17 protein-coding genes are annotated in these 18,211 nt (G+C 31.4%); 7 read left to right on the plus strand and 10 right to left on the minus strand.

The features are described from left to right. The first annotated feature begins 50 nt into the window (after nt 1-50). The 5 genes from AC2D6V_RS13875 to AC2D6V_RS13895 all read left to right on the plus strand — a co-directional run bounded on the left by AC2D6V_RS13875 (nt 51) and on the right by AC2D6V_RS13895 (nt 5,447). The gene (locus tag AC2D6V_RS13875; protein ID WP_484649199.1) at nt 51-1,781 is read left to right on the plus strand and encodes a phospho-sugar mutase; all 1,731 of its coding nucleotides are present in this window, start codon (nt 51-53) and stop codon (nt 1,779-1,781) included. Next, complete coding sequence (locus AC2D6V_RS13880; protein ID WP_484649203.1) at nt 1,781-3,616, plus strand: ABC transporter ATP-binding protein; 1,836 nt, start codon at nt 1,781-1,783, stop codon at nt 3,614-3,616. Before AC2D6V_RS13875 ends, AC2D6V_RS13880 begins: the two co-directional genes overlap by 1 nt. A 297-nt stretch (nt 3,617-3,913) precedes the next feature. Then, a complete protein-coding gene (locus tag AC2D6V_RS13885) occupies nt 3,914-4,456 on the plus strand; it encodes an RNA polymerase sigma factor (protein WP_484649207.1) in 543 nt (180 codons plus the stop codon). A 33-nt stretch (nt 4,457-4,489) separates the two neighbouring features. Next, entirely contained in the window at nt 4,490-5,005 is a 516-nt protein-coding gene (locus AC2D6V_RS13890; RefSeq protein ID WP_484649212.1) for a hypothetical protein, read from the plus strand. A gap of 4 nt (nt 5,006-5,009) precedes the next feature. Beyond that, entirely contained in the window at nt 5,010-5,447 is a 438-nt protein-coding gene (locus AC2D6V_RS13895) for a sensor of ECF-type sigma factor (protein ID WP_484649216.1), read from the plus strand. Nucleotides 5,448-5,552: 105 nt separating this feature from the next. On the opposite strand, the gene AC2D6V_RS13900 is transcribed toward AC2D6V_RS13895, so the two are convergent. From AC2D6V_RS13900 to AC2D6V_RS13930, 7 genes are all read right to left on the minus strand, one after another. Continuing rightward, nucleotides 5,553-5,927 carry a nuclear transport factor 2 family protein gene (locus AC2D6V_RS13900; protein WP_484649218.1) on the minus strand — a complete coding sequence of 125 codons (375 nt, stop codon included), beginning with the start codon at nt 5,925-5,927 and terminating at the stop codon, nt 5,553-5,555. A gap of 17 nt (nt 5,928-5,944) precedes the next feature. Next, complete coding sequence (gene dnaN / locus AC2D6V_RS13905) at nt 5,945-7,063, minus strand: DNA polymerase III subunit beta (RefSeq protein WP_484649221.1); 1,119 nt, start codon at nt 7,061-7,063, stop codon at nt 5,945-5,947. A 163-nt stretch (nt 7,064-7,226) separates the two neighbouring features. After that, complete coding sequence (gene gldG, locus AC2D6V_RS13910) at nt 7,227-8,894, minus strand: gliding motility-associated ABC transporter substrate-binding protein GldG (RefSeq protein WP_484649226.1); 1,668 nt, start codon at nt 8,892-8,894, stop codon at nt 7,227-7,229. After that, on the minus strand, nt 8,887-9,372 hold the full coding sequence (locus AC2D6V_RS13915) for a hypothetical protein (RefSeq protein WP_484649229.1): 486 nt from the start codon (nt 9,370-9,372) through the stop codon (nt 8,887-8,889). The genes gldG and AC2D6V_RS13915 overlap by 8 nt, the downstream gene beginning before the upstream one ends. Beyond that, nucleotides 9,369-10,088, minus strand: a complete 720-nt coding sequence (gene gldF, locus AC2D6V_RS13920) for a gliding motility-associated ABC transporter permease subunit GldF (RefSeq protein WP_484649232.1) — start codon at nt 10,086-10,088, stop codon at nt 9,369-9,371. Before gldF ends, AC2D6V_RS13915 begins: the two co-directional genes overlap by 4 nt. A 24-nt stretch (nt 10,089-10,112) precedes the next feature. After that, complete coding sequence (locus AC2D6V_RS13925) at nt 10,113-10,409, minus strand: putative quinol monooxygenase (protein WP_484649234.1); 297 nt, start codon at nt 10,407-10,409, stop codon at nt 10,113-10,115. Continuing rightward, nucleotides 10,406-11,296: an SAM hydrolase/SAM-dependent halogenase family protein gene (locus AC2D6V_RS13930; RefSeq protein WP_484649237.1), complete on the minus strand. Its 891-nt coding sequence runs from the start codon at nt 11,294-11,296 to the stop codon at nt 10,406-10,408. Before AC2D6V_RS13930 ends, AC2D6V_RS13925 begins: the two co-directional genes overlap by 4 nt. Before the next feature lie 246 nt (nt 11,297-11,542). On the opposite strand from AC2D6V_RS13930, the gene AC2D6V_RS13935 reads away from it, so the two are divergent. Next, nucleotides 11,543-12,496, plus strand: a complete 954-nt coding sequence (locus AC2D6V_RS13935; RefSeq protein WP_484649239.1) for a PhoH family protein — start codon at nt 11,543-11,545, stop codon at nt 12,494-12,496. Between the two features lie 15 nt (nt 12,497-12,511). Beyond that, on the plus strand, nt 12,512-13,459 hold the full coding sequence (locus tag AC2D6V_RS13940) for a phosphoribosylaminoimidazolesuccinocarboxamide synthase (protein ID WP_484649243.1): 948 nt from the start codon (nt 12,512-12,514) through the stop codon (nt 13,457-13,459). 73 nt (nt 13,460-13,532) lie between these two features. Here AC2D6V_RS13940 and AC2D6V_RS13945 read toward each other — a convergent pair whose 3' ends face one another. The 3 genes from AC2D6V_RS13945 to AC2D6V_RS13955 all read right to left on the minus strand — a co-directional run bounded on the left by AC2D6V_RS13945 (nt 13,533) and on the right by AC2D6V_RS13955 (nt 18,119). After that, entirely contained in the window at nt 13,533-13,871 is a 339-nt protein-coding gene (locus AC2D6V_RS13945) for a DUF4870 domain-containing protein (RefSeq protein ID WP_484649247.1), read from the minus strand. Nucleotides 13,872-13,948: 77 nt separating this feature from the next. Beyond that, nucleotides 13,949-16,000: an adenylate/guanylate cyclase domain-containing protein gene (locus tag AC2D6V_RS13950; protein ID WP_484649250.1), complete on the minus strand. Its 2,052-nt coding sequence runs from the start codon at nt 15,998-16,000 to the stop codon at nt 13,949-13,951. 88 nt (nt 16,001-16,088) lie between these two features. After that, on the minus strand, nt 16,089-18,119 hold the full coding sequence (locus AC2D6V_RS13955) for an adenylate/guanylate cyclase domain-containing protein (protein WP_484649254.1): 2,031 nt from the start codon (nt 18,117-18,119) through the stop codon (nt 16,089-16,091). Nucleotides 18,120-18,211: the final 92 nt, after the last annotated feature.

Below are 18,211 nucleotides of genomic sequence, written 5' to 3' on the forward strand. Positions count from 1 at the left end.
AAAATTATAGTTGAACAATTGTTTATTTTTGCTATTCATAAAGTATCAAAATGATTTATATAGATCCAAAAATTTTAGACCGCATAAACACATGGTTAACACCTAGTTTTGACAACGAAACACAACAATCAATTAAGGATAGTATTGCAAATAGTCCTGAAGACATTCAAGAAAGCTTTTACAAAGACCTAGAGTTTGGTACTGGCGGAATGCGAGGCGTTATGGGTGTAGGTACGAATCGCATAAACAAATACACCTTAGGAAAAAGCACTCAGGGTTTAAGCGATTATCTACATAAATCATTTCCTAACGAAAAACCGAAAGCTGTTATTGCCTATGATTGTAGACATAATAGTAAAAGTTTAGCTAAAGTAGTAGCTGATGTTTTTTCGGCAAATGATATAGAAGTATATTTATTTGAAGACTTACGTGCGACACCAGAATTATCATTTGCAGTAAAACATTTAAACTGCCATTGCGGTATAGTTTTAACGGCATCTCATAATCCTCCAGAATACAACGGATATAAAGTATATTGGCAAGATGGAGGTCAATTAGTCCCACCGCATGATAGTGCCGTTATCGATATTATTAATGATCTTGATTATGCCGATATTAAGTTTAAAGCAAATGACGCATTGATTCATTATATTGGAGAGCAAGTTGATGATGTTTTTATTAATGCATCTGTTGAAAATGGATGTGTTGGTGCAACACAAACTGCTAAAGATGATTTAACAATTGTTTTCACATCGCTTCATGGAACATCAATAACAGCAGTTCCTGAAACCCTAAAACGTGCTGGCTACAAAAACGTACATATTGTTAAAGAACAGGAAGTCCCAGATGGTGATTTTCCAACTGTTGCCTCACCTAACCCAGAAGAACCTGCCGCTCTAAAAATGGCGCTAGAATTAGCCAACGAGGTAAATGCAGATATTGTAATTGGAACAGACCCAGATTGTGACAGATTAGGTGTAGCAGTGCGTAATTCTGAAAATGAATTACAATTATTAAATGGAAATCAAACCATGTTGATGATGACTGATTTTCTTTTAAAACAATGGAAATCTGAAGGAAAAATAAAAGGAAAAGAATTTATTGCATCAACCATCGTGTCAACACCGATGCTAACAAAACTAGCGGCCACTTATAATGTTGAAAGTAAAATTGTTTTAACTGGTTTTAAATGGATAGCTAAATTGATAAAAGATTATCCAGAATTAGATTTCGTTGGAGGTGGCGAAGAAAGTTTTGGTTATATGGTTGGTGATTTTGTGCGCGACAAAGATGCTGTTACATCTACCCTTTTGGCTTGCGAAATTGCAGCTATTACAAAATCAAACAAGAGTTCTTTTTATGATGAACTTTTAAAGCTTTATGTAGAACATGGATTCTATAAAGAAAAACTTGTATCACTCACTAAAAAAGGTATTGAAGGCGCCGAGGAAATTAAACAAATGATGACAGATGCTCGAAACAATACGCTTAAAGTTATAAATGGTTCAAAAGTGGTTAAGTTCGAAGATTATGATTTATCGGTATCTAAAAACATGATAACTGGTGAAGAAAGCGCCATTGACATTCCGAAATCTAATGTATTGATATATTATACAGAAGACGGCAGTCAAGTAGCTTTAAGACCTAGTGGGACAGAACCAAAAATAAAATTCTATGTAAGCGTTAATACATCTATAAATTCTATTAAGGAAGTTAAAAAAACAGAAGTAAAGCTTGATACAAAAGCTGAAACCATCTTAAAAGACATGAATCTTCTTTAATGAATCACTTTTTAAACATATTAAAATACGCAAAACCTTATAAAAGTTATGCCATAGGACACATTATTTCTAATGTGTTTTTTGCTTTATTCGGCACACTTTCATTCATTTCAATGATGCCTATGCTGAAGGTTATTTTTAAAGAAGATACTAAAGTTCCATCGCAAAAACCAGTTTATGAAGGAATAATAAAAATAGATGATTATGTTGGAGACTATCTGGCCTATGAAATGAATCGAATTACAAATGGGGACAACTCCAAAGCACTTTTGTTTACTATTTGTTTAATAGTAGTAATGTTTTTATTAAAAAACCTTTTTGGTTATCTCGCAAACTACTTTTTAGTTTTTTTAAGAAATGGGGTTATTAGAGATCTTAGAAATAAAGTCTACAAAAAAACAATAGAACTACCTTTGTCATACTTATCCGAACAAAGAAAAGGTGACATTTTATCAAGAGTTACTAGTGATGTTTTAGATTTACAATATTCATTTCTATCTGTTTTAGAAATTATTGTTAGAGAACCATTAACGATAATTTTCACGATAGTTGCAATGCTTTATATAAGCCCACAACTTACCTTATTCGTTTTTATTTTTATACCAGTAATGGGGTTTATCATATCAAAAATTGGTAATAGTTTAAAGCGAAAATCAGACCGGGTTCAAAAAGAGCAAGGTACATTTTTATCAACCTTAGAAGAAACCCTAACAGGTTTGCGTATCATAAAAGGTTTTAATGCAGAAAGTAAATTCAATGAAAAGTTTCAGGAATCTACCTCGCGATTTTATAGGTTTTCAAATAAGTTAATGAATCGACAAAATCTTGCCTCTCCTACAAGTGAATTTTTAGGAATTTGTATGATAGCCACTATACTTTGGTATGGTGGAAATCTTGTATTAAGTAAAGATACTAGTTTAGCTTTAGACGGTAGTAAGTTTTTAATATACTTAGGACTTGCTTATAATATATTAACACCTGCAAAAGCCATATCTAGAGGCTTATACAATGTTAAAAAAGGAGGAGCTGCAGCAGAACGTATTCAAGAAATTATTGATACAGAGAATCCGTTAAAGGATTTACCAAATGCCATTAAAAAAGAAAGCTTTGATTCTGAAATTGAATTTAAAGACATTACATTTAGATATGATGATGAAGATGTCTTAAAGAATTTCAGCTTAACTATACCGAAAGGTAAAATGGTCGCGTTTGTGGGACAATCCGGGAGCGGTAAATCAACAATTACGAATTTAATCACCCGTTTTTATCATGTGAATGAGGGTGAAATATTAATAGACGGTATAAATATTAATGATATCACGACAAGTTCTCTCAGAAAACAATTAGGAATTGTAACACAAGATGCCATTTTATTTAATGACAGTATTAAAAATAATATCAAACTTGGAAAAAGTGACGCCCCCGATGCAGAAATAATTGAAGCTTTAAAAGTCGCAAATGCATGGGAGTTTGTTAAAGATTTAGATGGTGTTTTAGATTATAATATAGGTGATGGCGGGACGAAACTTTCTGGTGGACAGAAACAACGATTAAGTATTGCTCGAGCGGTTCTAAAAGGCCCTCCAATTATGATTCTGGATGAAGCAACCTCAGCTTTAGATACAGAAAGCGAAAGGGTTGTGCAAACAGCTTTAGAAAACATGATGAAAAACAGAACGTCCATTGTGGTCGCTCACAGACTATCAACTATTCAAACTGCAGATACTATTGTTGTGCTTAAAAAAGGGAAAATTGTAGAACAAGGTCAACATAATGAACTTATTGCAAAAAATGGTGTTTATAAAAAGTTGGTTGATATGCAAAGCTTCGAGTAGTAAAATATAAAACTTCTTTAAAAATAAAAAAGGATAGAGATTTGGGCATCTATCCTTTTTTTGTTCATTGTTAGATTTGGGGACAACTAACAACATAAGTAGGTTTCTGCTACAAACATATAATAATTAAATACTTCTCACAAGAAAAATATGTATTTTATCGTATTTTTATGTATTTCATCGATAAAATATATTGATAACGTCTGTATATCAGCTGCTTAGACAAACTCGTATTTCGCTAAAGATTTCAGCTTAAACTTTTACTATATTTATATGTCTAATATCTAAACTATATTTTTGCTAGACGAAGCACATTTATTAGAACGACTTAAATCGGAAACAGATAAAGAGGAAGCCTTTAGAGAGTTAATAACTACCTACAAAGAGCGCTTATATTGGCATATTAGAAATATAGTCAAGTCACATAATGATACGGATGATGTTTTACAAAACACCTTTATTAAAATTTTTAAAAACATTCAAAATTTTAAAGGAGATAGTAAATTATATTCATGGATGTATCGCATTGCAACAAACGAGTCTATTACATTTATAAATAAGAAAGCCAAACGACTTCAAATTTCAAGTGAAGAAGTTCAGGAATTGGTTATTAGCAATTTAACCTCAGATGTTTATTTTGAAGGAGATGCAATACAATTAAAATTACAAAATGCCATTGCGACGCTACCTGAAAAGCAACAATTAGTATTTAACATGAAATATTTTCAAGATATCAAGTATAAGGACATGTCTGAAATACTTGATACTAGTGAAGGCGCCCTAAAAGCATCATATCATATAGCAGTAAAAAAAATAGAAGCATATTTAACTAACAATTAAACCCTTACAATTAATTTAAGTCTTATAAATAAGATGAAAACAAATAAATTACATAATATTAAATCTGCTGGATTTAAAATGCCCGATGGTTATTTAGAATCTTTAGATAAAGATATTTTGAGTAAGATTAAAAATGAGGATACTTTAGATGCCTATAAAGAAATGGCTTTTAAAACTCCAACTGGTTACTTCGACTCTTTAGAAGCGCGTATTTTGAATAAAGTTTCAGATAAAAGTGAATCTAAAGTTATTTCACTATTAAGTCGTAGAAATTTAATATATGCGTCCAGTATTGCTGCAACGGTCTTGTTGTTATTAAATCTTTCTATTTATAATGACATGCCTACTTTTGATACTTTAGAAACCGAAACCGTTGAAAATTATGTTATTTCTGAAAGTATTGGCTCTTATGAAATTGCTTCATTATTAATGGATGATCAACTTATTGAAGATAGCTTTGAAAAATATAATTTTGAAGAGGAAATAGTAGAAGAATACCTTTTAAACAATATTGATATTGAAGATTTAATGCTTGAACAAATAAATTAAAAAGATGAAAAAATTACTCACCATATTGCTACTTTTGCTTTCATTAAATGTTGTGGCGCAAAAGCATCGAGAACGCGTAAAAGCCTTAAAAGTTTCTTTCATTACAGAAAAACTTGATTTAACAGAAAAAGAAGCTCAAAAGTTTTGGCCTATTTACAACGAACATGACCAGCAGCTAGTAAAAATTAGGTATAATGATATTAGAAGTATCCGTAGAGAAATTAAAAACAATATTGACTCTATGACAGATGCACAAGCAAATGACTTATTATTAAAACTTGATGCGGCCGAAAACAAATTACACAAACTACGTTTAGAGTTTAGCAAAAAACTAGTAGGTGTCATTTCTCCTAAAAAAATAATTCTTCTAAGAATAGCCGAAGAGGATTTTAAAAGAAGAATGCTTGATGAACTTAAAAGGAGAAAAAAAGGAAAAAGCTAAAACTATACATTGAAGAACAAAGAGGTTGTCTTAAAAGTCTAATTCTATGTCATATTGAGAATAAATGACTTTTAAGACAACCTCTTTAAATTTTTATTTAAGTTTTCATTTCACATCATTGAAAATTCCTCTAGCAATAACAGTATCATAAATAATAGTTAGTAAGGTAATCTCTTTACTAGAGTTGAATTCAATAATATCTACCACATCAAAAACAACTTCCTTCTTATTTGCTAATGTCCAATGAAATGTAAAGTACAAAGCTATACTGTTAGATTCACTATCTTCAAAAATAGCATTGACTTTTAGTTTAGAATTTAAAGTGTCTTCAGCTAATTCATTATAAAACAAATAAGAATCCTTTGTGCCGTATAATGGTGAATTTACTTTACCATTCTTAGAAAAGAGTGCTACAATTTTATCCGTTTCAGAATTCTCTAAAAACTTAATATAATCTAAAGCAATTGTCTTTAAAGACATTTTGGATAATATTTCGACTAGCTATTAAGCATCACTGGCATGACAAGCATAGTAATTTGTTCTCCTTCATCTAGACCATCAATAGGTGTTAAAATACCTGCTCTATTTGGTAAACTCATTTCTAATTGCACTTCATCTGAACCTAAATTATTCAACATCTCCGTTAAAAAACGTGAGTTGAATCCAATTTGCATATCATCACCTTGATAATCGCAAGTTAAACGCTCTTCAGCCTTATTACTATAGTCAATATCTTCAGCAGAAATATTCAGCTCTGCACCAGCAATTTTTAAACGAATTTGATGTGTCGTTTTATTTGAAAATATACTAACACGTCTCACAGAATTTAAAAACTGATTACGCGCGATAGTAAGTCTATTTGGATTTTCCTTTGGAATTACTGCCTCATAATTAGGATACTTTCCATCTATTAAACGGCAAATTAATTCCGAATTTTCAAAAGTAAATTTAGCATTAGAATCATTATATTCAATAGTCACACTGTCTTCACTACCTGCTAAAATACCTTTTAAAAGATTTAAAGGCTTTTTAGGCATAATAAATTCAGCTACTTGCGAAGCTTTTACGTCTTCACGGGTATATTTCACCAACTTATGCGCATCTGTAGCAACAAAAGTTAAGCCTTCTGTAGAAAACTGAAAAAAGACACCACTCATTACCGGTCTTAAATCATCATTCCCTGCTGCAAAAATAGTTTTACTAATAGCTGTAGCTAAAACATCACCAACGATAACTGTTTGACTTGGGTCTTCTAGTGATACCGCATTTGGAAATTCATTCCCATCGGCGTAAGCTAAAGCATATTTACCATGATTTGAACTAATCTCTATAGTATTATTTTCTTCAACCACAAAAGTTAATGGCTGCTCCGGAAATGTTTTTAAAGTATCAAGTAATAAACGTGCAGGAATTGCAATACTACCTTTACTATCACTCTCCACATTTAAAGAAGAAGACATAGTTGTCTCTAAATCGCTTGCAGAAACTGTTAACTTAGATTCGTCTAAATCAAATAAGAAATTATCTAAAATCGGAAGTGTATTAGAGTTATTAATAACACCTCCTAAAATCTGTAATTGTTTTAATAAATAGGTACTTGATACTATAAATTTCATTTGGTAGTTTGTATTTTTTAATTGACAATTATTACATTCACTAAATAAAAATTCTACTTAATTAAAACAAGAAATAATGAATGATTTGTAGATTTATAATTTAATAATACTATCTACAAATATATTCGATACGGTCTAATATAGGAAACAAACTTATTAACATTTATACTCTATATTTTTTCTTTCTTATAGAACCAAAAATGAAACCAAAGAGAGCTAATAAACCTAGTGGTAATGCAATATTAATAAGTTGCCATTTTGTTTTCTCTTTAGCAATTTTCTGCTGATCTAAGAAAGCGACCGCTATTTCTTTAGATCGAATGTTTATAAGTCCATTATCGTCTAATAAATAATTTACAGCATTCAATAAAAATTCCTTGTTACCATAAGTTTGTCCTGTCCAACGATCGAAGCCTAGTTCTTGTGGCGTATTTCTAACTACATCATTTTTTATAACATCACCATCTGCTATCAAAATCATTTTTGAGGTAACACCATCACCCTTTCCATCCAATATCTTAAAAGGCTTTATCCTATTCTTATACATAGAAGTAAATGCTCCTTCGAGTAAAACTGCCAATGCTTGATTTCCTTTGCTATATGAAGCTGGGTTAGGTTCTTTAATAACTAATTCTAAACTTATTTCTTTCGGAGTGCCATCTATTTTACTCAATGGAGCACTTTCTAAAAGAATGGTTTTCTTTATATTATTCTTTAAAGTATCAATTTGATTAGCAAAATCGAATTTAACTAAGTTTAAATTATTAACAATAGGATGATTATTATTGGATTCTGCCAAAGGTGAATAAGGCCATTTTAAATGTTGAAATTGGGAGCTACTTCCCTCTCCCATTGCAAGTGTAATAGGTGCGGAATAAAGTGTGTTTACCATAACAGGATTTATTCTAGCGCCATACTTAAAAAAGAAATCGGTTAAATTAATATCTCTCGTGGTTGCAAAACTTCTTCCAGAATCATTATATAAACTATCCTTTTCCATGGCTACCGCATCGACAAGCCATAGGCTTTTCCCTCCATTCATATTGAATTGATCTAGAACAAATTTCTCATTTTCCGTGAACGCCTCAGTTGGTTTTGCTGAAATAATAAGATCAAAAGACTTTAGATTTGAAAGCGTTTTTTGTGGATTGCTAGAAACACTATCCAATGTAAATGGGGCTATAAAATAATACTCGCCAAGTTTTTTTACAAAGTCAAAAATATATTTATCTTCAAGTTGTCCATTCCCTTTCAAAATGGCAATTTTACGACGCTTTGGTTGGGTTAATTTGCTAAATCCGTCAGTAAATGCATATTCCAAGTGTTGTACAGAATTGCTAACCAATTCTTGTTGCGAAGCACCAATTTTGTTTTTTACTAATGGAATTGTCACTGTTACACCATTGTAACTTGCCAATGCCCAAGGAAATATAACTGCTTGACTTGACTTTCCATTCTCTTGTACACTCAATTGCATAGGTGTCAAACCACGTTGTTTTAGCTGTTGTATATTACTTTCGCGTGTAGATTCATCTTCTAACGGATTAACAAATTTGAATTTAATATTGTTATTTTCTGCTGAAAACTCTTCTAGTAATTGTTTTGTTTCATTTTGAAGACGCCTAAATTCTGAAGGAAAATCTTCTCCTATTAAAAACACATCTATATCAATAGGCGAGTTTATACTGCCAATAATATTTTTAGCAGACTCACTTAAGGTATAACGACCATCTTGAGTTAAATCAAATCGCTTATAAAATTTAGTAGCTAAAACATTTATTAAAATGATAACTACTAAGGCTATGCTAATATTTTTAATAGTTTTATTCAAAAGTTTTTTCTAATTGATACTGTTTTACACTTTTTACTTTGGCATTTTTAAAAATCAACTCCAAGCATTCTTGATTCCTATTAAATGCTCCTGGTTCAAACCCCAAATTGTAATTCCATTTATTTTGAGAATTCATTTTTAAAGAATCATCCCAACCAAACCATTCACTTTCACCAAGCAGCGTTTCAATCTCGTTCTTATATTTCCCAATAAATAGCGATTCATTAATTATTTCGTTACTCATTTCATAGCGAAGTGCAGGTTTATCTTTCCAAGCCAAAGAATCAAAATGCTTTTCATGATGATAACTTGTAAAAATATTTATAAACGGATAAAACACGTAGAAATAAATAACAGGTGTCAAAACTATACCTATTAATAAACTAACCCAAAGCCTCTTATCTATTGTTCGTGCAAATAACCAAACGAGTACAAAAACGACTATAAATAAAATAACAAAAGTGGGCGTTAATATCATTTACGTGCTTTATTAAGATTAAACTTAGTAAGCATCAAAAAGAAAATTGTTATACCCAAAAAGTATATAATATCTCTGGTGTCTAACACCCCACGACTCATACTTTTATAATGAAAACTCATGCCAAATTGTTCAATAACATTGCTTGATAAAAAATCTGAAACACCTTCAATCCCAATATAAAATAAAAAACAAATAAATACCGAAGAAATAAAAGCAACAATTTGATTTTCTGAAAGTGTAGAACTAAAAACACCTATGGCAGTATATGATGAAATGAGGAAAAGCAAACCAAAGTAAGAACTCAATGTGCTTCCAATATCCAAATTACCTGTTGGATTTCCTAAGTAATAAACAGTATAAACGTATAAAAGTGATGGCAATAAGGCTATTAAAATAAGTGCAAAAGCTCCAAAATATTTCCCTAAGACAATGTGACTATTTGATATTGGTTTGGTGAGTAACAATTCTAACGTGCCTTGTTTTTTTTCATCTGAAAAACTGCGCATAGTTACTGCAGGAATTAAAAAAATTAATATCCAAGGTGCTAGTAGAAAAAAAGAAGATAGATCGGCGAAACCATAATCAAGAATATTAAATTCCCCTTTAAATAACCATAAAAAAAGACCATTTAAAACTAAGAAAATAGCTATAACCATATAGCCTATGGGTGAGGAAAAAAATGAATTTATTTCTTTTCTAAAAATTGCGAACATATAATCTTTAACTGCTTTCTATATTTATTTAAGTATTGCTAATTTATCTACACTCCAAGCCTCTGGTTTTATATTAAAAAGTGGCTTTGTTTTTGCCCAAACTTTTTTAAATAAATTAGATTCTCTATAGGTTTCCAAATTAGCTTCTGAATTCCAATAGCTATAGGTAAAAAATATATTTGAATTCTTAGTTTCCCTATACAATTCAAGAAATTCACACCCTTTGAAATTTCTTATTTTATGCTTATTAGATTCAAAATTACATATAAAATCGTCTATAGCATCTTCCCTGAACCCCATTTTCACGATTCTTACTATCATAAATCTTCATTTAGTTCCGTTTTAAGTGGACGTTCTGGAAAAACCTCAACACTTTTCTTTATAAAATTAACACTTACAGTATCCATTAAGCTTAGTCCCATAAGCGTAGAAGCACTTCCAACCGTTGCGCTATTACTTTTATAAACAGCAATTTCTAAAAAATTTCCAGAATTAAACACCACTAATCCTCTTCCTTCATCGTGTCTTTTATCTTCTGGGATATCAAAATTTACTATATCGCTATATTTATTAAATACTTTTTTGAATTTATGATTTCTGGCAGAAATCTCAAAATCGCGCCCTTTTTGAATGGTTTCAAAAAAACTACGTTTTATGTTGGTAATTACATTACCGTAATTATCTATATAAATAATACTACCAATTATTTGTGACTTATCATCATTCACATAAGGCACTACGTTTTTAATTGGCTTAATTTCATTAATTGTCTTTCCTATAACCTCCAAAGTACCTCCTCTTGCGATATGACAAGCCACTTTTACAAAAATATCTAAAACAGGAAAACTTGTCTGTATCTTATCATGAATATTAATTTCAACTATTTTCTCAGGTGCTATTTCAGAACAAATCATACTCATTATGCCATTATTTGCACAAATAAAGAAATGGTCGTCAAGTTTAATCGCAATATGTTTGTTCTCTGGATTTATTTCAGAATCAATTCCAATAATATGAATAGTTCCTTTAGGAAAACTACTGTAAGCATTTTGAATTATATAAGCCGCTTCAGGAATACTAAACGAGGATACTGAGTGTGAGATATCAACAATTCTAACATCTGGAAGCTCACTGTAAATAGCGCCCTTTGTCGCGCCAGCAAAGTGGTCTTTTTCTCCAAAATCGGTAGTTAATGTTATTATCGCCATTGGCAAAATTGTTGATATGTTTTTAGTATTTCCTCACTCAAAATTAAGTATTTTTGAGTATTATTACTTGTTTTACAAACCTACATAAATTTTCGTTTTCGTTTTTATATTTTAAATGAAAAATGCAGGTTATTGAATCCTTATTTTTTAAAATAAGAAATACTTAATAAAACTAATAAATCGTTTTGTCTTTGTAAGTATCAAATTTCCTTATATAAGATGAAATTTTAAACAAAATTTAGGCCTTTGAACGAAATTATTATTGAACTTGAAGAAATTACTCCAAAAGAATTTTTTGGAGCACAAAATGCAAATATTGAACTTCTTAAAAAGTACTTTCCAAAACTTAAAATAGTAGCCCGAGGGACTAAAATTAAAGCCTTTGGCGACGAAGAATTACTTGAAGAATTCGACCGCCGAATCACCATGCTTTTAAAACATTTTGCCAAATACAATAAACTAGACGAAAATGTTATTGAACGTGTTCTAACAAGTCAAAGTAGTGATGACTATACAACCTCAAAACAAAGTGGTGAAGTAATTGTTCATGGCGTAGGTGGTAAACTTATTAAGGCGCAAACTGCAAACCAAAGAAGACTGGTGGAATTAATGCGTAAAAACGACATGGTGTTTGCAATTGGGCCCGCTGGTACTGGTAAAACTTATACTGGAGTTGCATTAGCAGTTCAAGCACTTAAAAACAAAGAAGTTAAGCGTATTATTTTAACAAGACCAGCGGTAGAAGCTGGAGAAAATCTTGGGTTTTTACCAGGTGATTTAAAGGAAAAATTAGACCCTTACATGCAACCATTGTATGATGCTTTGCGCGATATGATTGCACCTGAAAAACTGGCACATTATATTGAAAACGGCACAATTCAAATTGCTCCTTTAGCATTTATGCGTGGTAGAACTTTAGATAATGCATTTGTTATTTTAGATGAAGGTCAAAATACAACACATGCGCAGATGAAAATGTTTTTAACTCGTATGGGAAAGCATGCTAAATTTTTGCTAACAGGTGATCCTGGACAAATTGACTTACCCCGTCGAACAATTTCTGGTTTAAAAGAGGCACTTCTAATTTTAAAAAATGTAGAAGGTGTTGGTATGGTCTTTTTAGATGACAAAGATGTGATTCGCCATAAATTAGTTAAAAAAGTAATTGAAGCATACAAAAGTATAGAGAATAGAGACTAATGAGTAATACAATTAATGAGTAATACAATTATAGATACAAATTTCAACTTTCCTGGACAAAAAAACGTCTATAAAGGAAAAGTACGAGAGGTATATAATATTAATGATGAGCAATTAGTAATGGTTGCTACCGATAGGCTTTCAGCATTTGATGTTGTTATGCCAAAAGGAATTCCATATAAGGGGCAAATACTAAACCAAATAGCTACTAAAATGATGGCGGCTACAGAAGATTTAGTGCCAAATTGGTTAACGGCAACACCAGACCCAAACGTTGCTGTTGGACATTTATGTGACCCTTTTAAAGTTGAAATGGTTATTCGTGGATATATGTCTGGACATGCTGCAAGAGAATATAAATTAGGAAAGCGAATGCTTTGTGGTGTACCAATGCCAAAAGGCATGAAAGAAAATGATGCTTTTCCTAAGCCTATTATTACACCTGCAACTAAAGCTGAAATGGGTGATCATGATGAAGATATATCTAGGGAAGACATTTTAAAACAAGGATTTGTCTCTGAAGAAGATTATATTATTCTTGAAGATTACACTCGTAAATTGTTTCAGCGAGGTTCTGAAATAGCTGCATCTCGTGGATTAATTTTAGTAGATACTAAATACGAATTTGGTAAAACAAAAGAAGGACAAATTGTTTTGATTGATGAAATACATACACCAGACTCTTCACGATATTTTTACGCCAATGGATATCAAGAACGTCAAAATAAGGGGGAAGCTCAAAAACAACTTTCTAAAGAATTTGTTCGCCAATGGCTAATCTCAAATAACTTTCAAGGTTTAGAAGGACAAACGGTGCCTTTTATGAGTGATGACTATATTGAAACGGTCAGTGAGCGTTACATAGAACTTTACGAAAATATTACAGGAGAAACATTTGAAAAAGCAGATGTTAGTAATATTCAAGAACGTATAGAAGCAAATGTTTTAGAATTTCTAAAATAGAAAAACTATAAATAGACTTAACAAAAAACGCTCACCAAATGGTGAGCGTTTTGTTTATCTCATGCTAACTAAACTAACTAATAAAATTAAGAGATAAAGGGTATTTTGGTGTTTCGCCACGACTAGCTCTTACAGCATTAACAATAGGAAAAATAACAGAAATTATTCCTAAAACTATAAAGCCTAAAAGTCCTAAACCAAACAATAAAATTAATGGGATGCATATAAGGCAATACACTATTAAACTTAATTGAAAGTTTATAATATTCTTACCATGTGTATCCATTTGATACACTTTTTCTTTTTGTGTAAGCCAAAGTACTAAAGGAAGCAACAAACTTCCAAAACCAGTTACTAGAGTAATTAACTGACTTAAATGGGTAATAACGATTAATTGATTGTCTTGTCGCATGATGGTGATTTTTTGATTGATACTAATATGACGCAAAAATTAAAAAAATGTTACATAATATATGAAGTAAAAGAAATTTACTTCTCTAAAATACCATGAGACTTAAGCACTTCCTTAAATTCATCGTCATCTTTCAAAAATTCAAAAAACTCAGAAACTTCTCTTTTTAAAGTTTTTGTCTGCTTGTTTCTTAACGTATCTAGATAATATATTACACTATCGCGTTCTTCTAATCCTGCATATACTACTGCCAGTTGTTGACTTTTTTCATATGGATGCGCTACCTCCCTAATTTTATCAATCGTGTTTTTAGCATTAACTGTATCTCCTATTTTAGCATAGCAAAACCCCAAAAACCTATTAAATACATTTTCTTTTTCAACAATTTTTTTCAATGGTCTTATAGCTTCTTTGTACCTTCTTTGATCCATATAAAGTCTAAAATAGGACCTATTAATAACAAATTTATTGTTTTCGCTACTTAATTTTTCTGCTTTTTTCAATATTTGCTCAGCTTCTTCATATTTATGGTTAAAAGCCAATGCGGTGGCATAACTATTAGTAGTAACAAATGATAAGGGGTCTAATCTATAGGCTATTTCTGCCTGTTCTAACTGTTTCTCATACTGTCTAGTATAATAATAGAAAGTCGCATATTGATGTCTGGTTGTTAAATCATTTGGAGATAAACTAATCGCTTTTTGGAATGCGGCTTCTGCAGCTTCGTGATTCCCTTCTATATTATCAATAAAACCCTTTACTGAATAGATTCGGGGAACTTTATCGTTAATTTCTTCTGCTTTAACTAAATATTCTCTTGCGCTTTTCGAAGCTTCTTTTGGGTCTCGCCGCGAATAATACGTCTCTAAATATATTGAATTAGCAATTTCAGCATAAGCTTCTGCATAATTTGGGTCAAGTATTGTGGCTTCTTTATATAGGGTAATACTTCGCGCAATACTTTCAGAATTTCTTTTGTCTGCTTCATCTCTAGCTTCTAAAAACAACTTGTAAGCATTTATGTTTTTAGTTGCCACGGTCGTTAAACGTTTTTGTTCTTCAAAGGACAAATTAAGTTCAAGAGCCTTCACTATTTCTTGAGAAATTTCAGTCTGAATTGTAAAAACATCAGTAATGGTTTTATCATAATTTTCCGCCCATAAATTCCTGTCTGAATCTGCATCTATTAGCTGCGCAGAAATCCGAATATCATTGCCATATTTTCGAATACTCCCATCCAACACATAAGAGACACCTAATTCGTTAGCTATTGTGGGCATCGTTTTGTCGGTATCCTTATATTGCATTACAGAAGTTCTCGAAATAACACGGATATCTTTTAACTTTGACAGTTGTGTGAGAATATCTTCGGTTACACCGTCTCTAAAGAAATCTGAATCTTTATCTGAACTTAAATTATTAAAAGGTAATACCGCAATTGATAATTCTTTTACTGAGTTATTAGTAGTTATTTTAAAGGACTTTATATTAAATAATAAAACTATTAAAATAGCAGCGGCAACTAACCATAAAAGATTTCTTTTGTTTTTAAAAAAACCTAAACGGTTTTTAGGTTTTTCTTTTATTACTTTTAATTTCCCTTTTACATCCTCAGGTTTAGGAACAATCAATCCTTCATTTGATATAGCGAATATTGGCATTGCACCATCAACGTTCTTTAATTCATACGCATCCAAAAACTTGACGTGAATATCTCTATGACTTCTTATTTGATCGTGAACCTTATCAGATATTAACACACTTCCAGGAACAGCACAAGACTCGATTCGAGAAGCAACATTAACGGCATCCCCAATAATATCTTCATCAGAATACATAATATCACCAACGTGGATACCAATTCTAACAGGTATTTTAGGATCTTCTAAAAAAGCTTTTTGCATTTCAATGGCACAGTACACTGCTTCAACCGTACTTTTAAAAATACTCAATGTGCCATCTCCAAAATATTGAATAATTTTTCCATCATATGCTTCAGTTGTTACTTCAAAAGAATTACGATGTCTTTCCCTTATAGCTGTAGCTTGCGCTTCATCATGCTGCATCAAAGAAGTATACCCTTCAATATCTGTAAACATAATTGCAGCTAATTGCCTCTGGTGTCGCATGGTGTTTATTTGAGACTCAAATATACCTAATCAATGACTTTTATGCCACAATAATCAGAATCAAAAAAAATTACTTTTACTAAATGAATTATGGAATTTTATTCATGAGAGCCTGAAATCGTGGATCATTTTTTACAGGATCAAATTTAATGTCTTGCTTTAATCCCCAAAAGAAAAGGCCTTGACCACCAACTTCATAATCTTTTTCTAACCATGTAAGTGCATTATCATGATCGCCTAAACCCATATAAATAGTCGCTATCATAACGGGAGGTACATAAACCATTTTATTTTTATTCAATTGGTAGTTTAATATCTCTTTTGCCTTATCTGTTTCTCTTACCATACCATAGCAATAACCGAGCATCCAATTGGTATTTGAAGCGACACTTCGTGACGTATAAATATCAATAGCTTCTTGATATTTACCTAAAGCAGAAAGATTAGAGGCCTTCATCCACAGTAACATATTATCGTCTGGGAATTTCTTTAAAGATTCACTCATCTTATCAATAGCCATTTGAAATTCTCTTAAGTAATAATATGCTTGACCCATATCGCCAATATATTTAGAAGACAAAGGATCGAGTTTTTGAACCATATTAAAATTCTCCTCCATACTTTCTAAATCGCCATCAAATGCATAAATCCACCCCAGTTTATTATAAGCACTCACATAACTTGGGTTAATTTCAATAGCTTTTTTTAAATACAGCAAAGCAGTTTCTCTTTCATATTTGTAATAACTAATAGCACCTAAAACACCAAAGGTTCCTCCATCGTTAGAATTAATTGCTAAAGCCTTTAAAGCGGGTGTTGATGCTAATTCCAGCATTTTTTTAGGTGATTCTCTTCCCCAAAAAATATATTCCAAATAAGTTTCGGCAACACCTACATAAGCTCTACAGAATTGAGGATCTAAATTAATTGCCTCTTTAAATAATCCTTCCGCCTTCTTTAATTCTTCAACTTTCCCACCACCCTGATGCAAATACACTTGACCTTCTTTAAATGCGGTATATGCTTCCGGATTATTTGTTGGCTCGTTGCTTAAGCGAGATTCTTCAGTATCACTTAATGTTATTTTTAAAGCATTAGCTATATCTCGAGAAACATCATTTTGTATTTTAAATATTTGGACTAAATCATTATCGTAATTATCTGCCCATAAATTTTTATTGTTCGCCGCATCAACAAGATTCGCATTAATTCTCACTTGATTATCATTAACTCTAACACTGCCTTCGAGGATATAATTAACATCCAACTCATTAGCTATTTCTTGAATGGACTTATCGCTATTTTTATAGTGCATTGCAGATGCCCGAGAAATCACCTGTAAGTGCTGAATTTTTGAGAGATGCGTTATTATATCTTCAGTAATGCCATCAGTAAATACATTCGATTTTTCATCATCATTCATATTGTTAAAAGGAAGAACAGCTAGCGTTGGTTCCTTGATTTCTACTTCGCTATTCTGCATCATAAAATACATGAGAAATAGTATAATTAAGGAAAGAACTCCTAAAACATAAAAACTCTTTTTTCTATAACTTTTATAAACTTCTGAATCATTTGGCGTTGTTTTTCCTTTAAGATCTTCTTTTTTTGGCACAACCAAACCCTTATTAGTAATAGCAAAAACAGGAATTACTTTATTAACATTTTTAAAATCTATGGCATCTATAAACTGGGTTGACAAATATTTTTGATTCCTAATTTGATCATTAACTTTATCTGAAACCAAGATGCTTCCAGCCACTGCTAGAGATTCTATTCTTGACGCTATATTAACAGCATCTCCTATAATATCGGCTTCAGTTCGAATAACATCACCCACATGAACACCAATTCTAACAGGAATTGATGGTTCTTCTTGAAAGGCTAATTGCATTTCAATACCACATTTAATGGCCTCGACTGAACTTCTAAAAGTACTTAACGTACCATCTCCAAAATATTGAATAAGTTCCCCCTTATGCTTAAGTGTACAGGCATCAAATATCTCGCGGTGTTTTTCACGAATTAACATGGCTTCCTTCTCATCATTCTGCATTAAAGAGGTATACCCTTCAATATCCGTAAACATAATAGCAACGAGTTCTCTGTGTTGTGGCATTTAAATAATGTTGTTAAACAACTAAATTAATTAATTATCTTTAAAAACGTAGCTTTTAGAAAAACCAATGTGCTAAATGCTTCAGAATTATT

This window comes from Algibacter sp. YIN40 (assembly GCF_057219435.1).

Coding starts and splice junctions, on each gene's coding strand:
- AC2D6V_RS13875 (WP_484649199.1), top strand. CDS start 51: ATGATTTATATAGATCCAAAAATTTTAGACCGCATAAACACATGGTTA.
- AC2D6V_RS13880 (WP_484649203.1), top strand. CDS start 1,781: ATGAATCACTTTTTAAACATATTAAAATACGCAAAACCTTATAAAAGT.
- AC2D6V_RS13890 (WP_484649212.1), top strand. CDS start 4,490: ATGAAAACAAATAAATTACATAATATTAAATCTGCTGGATTTAAAATG.
- AC2D6V_RS13895 (WP_484649216.1), top strand. CDS start 5,010: ATGAAAAAATTACTCACCATATTGCTACTTTTGCTTTCATTAAATGTT.
- AC2D6V_RS13900 (WP_484649218.1), bottom strand. CDS start 5,927: ATGTCTTTAAAGACAATTGCTTTAGATTATATTAAGTTTTTAGAGAAT.
- dnaN (WP_484649221.1), bottom strand. CDS start 7,063: ATGAAATTTATAGTATCAAGTACCTATTTATTAAAACAATTACAGATT.
- AC2D6V_RS13915 (WP_484649229.1), bottom strand. CDS start 9,372: ATGATATTAACGCCCACTTTTGTTATTTTATTTATAGTCGTTTTTGTA.
- gldF (WP_484649232.1), bottom strand. CDS start 10,088: ATGTTCGCAATTTTTAGAAAAGAAATAAATTCATTTTTTTCCTCACCC.
- AC2D6V_RS13925 (WP_484649234.1), bottom strand. CDS start 10,409: ATGATAGTAAGAATCGTGAAAATGGGGTTCAGGGAAGATGCTATAGAC.
- AC2D6V_RS13930 (WP_484649237.1), bottom strand. CDS start 11,296: ATGGCGATAATAACATTAACTACCGATTTTGGAGAAAAAGACCACTTT.
- AC2D6V_RS13940 (WP_484649243.1), top strand. CDS start 12,512: ATGAGTAATACAATTATAGATACAAATTTCAACTTTCCTGGACAAAAA.
- AC2D6V_RS13945 (WP_484649247.1), bottom strand. CDS start 13,871: ATGCGACAAGACAATCAATTAATCGTTATTACCCATTTAAGTCAGTTA.
- AC2D6V_RS13950 (WP_484649250.1), bottom strand. CDS start 16,000: ATGCGACACCAGAGGCAATTAGCTGCAATTATGTTTACAGATATTGAA.
- AC2D6V_RS13955 (WP_484649254.1), bottom strand. CDS start 18,119: ATGCCACAACACAGAGAACTCGTTGCTATTATGTTTACGGATATTGAA.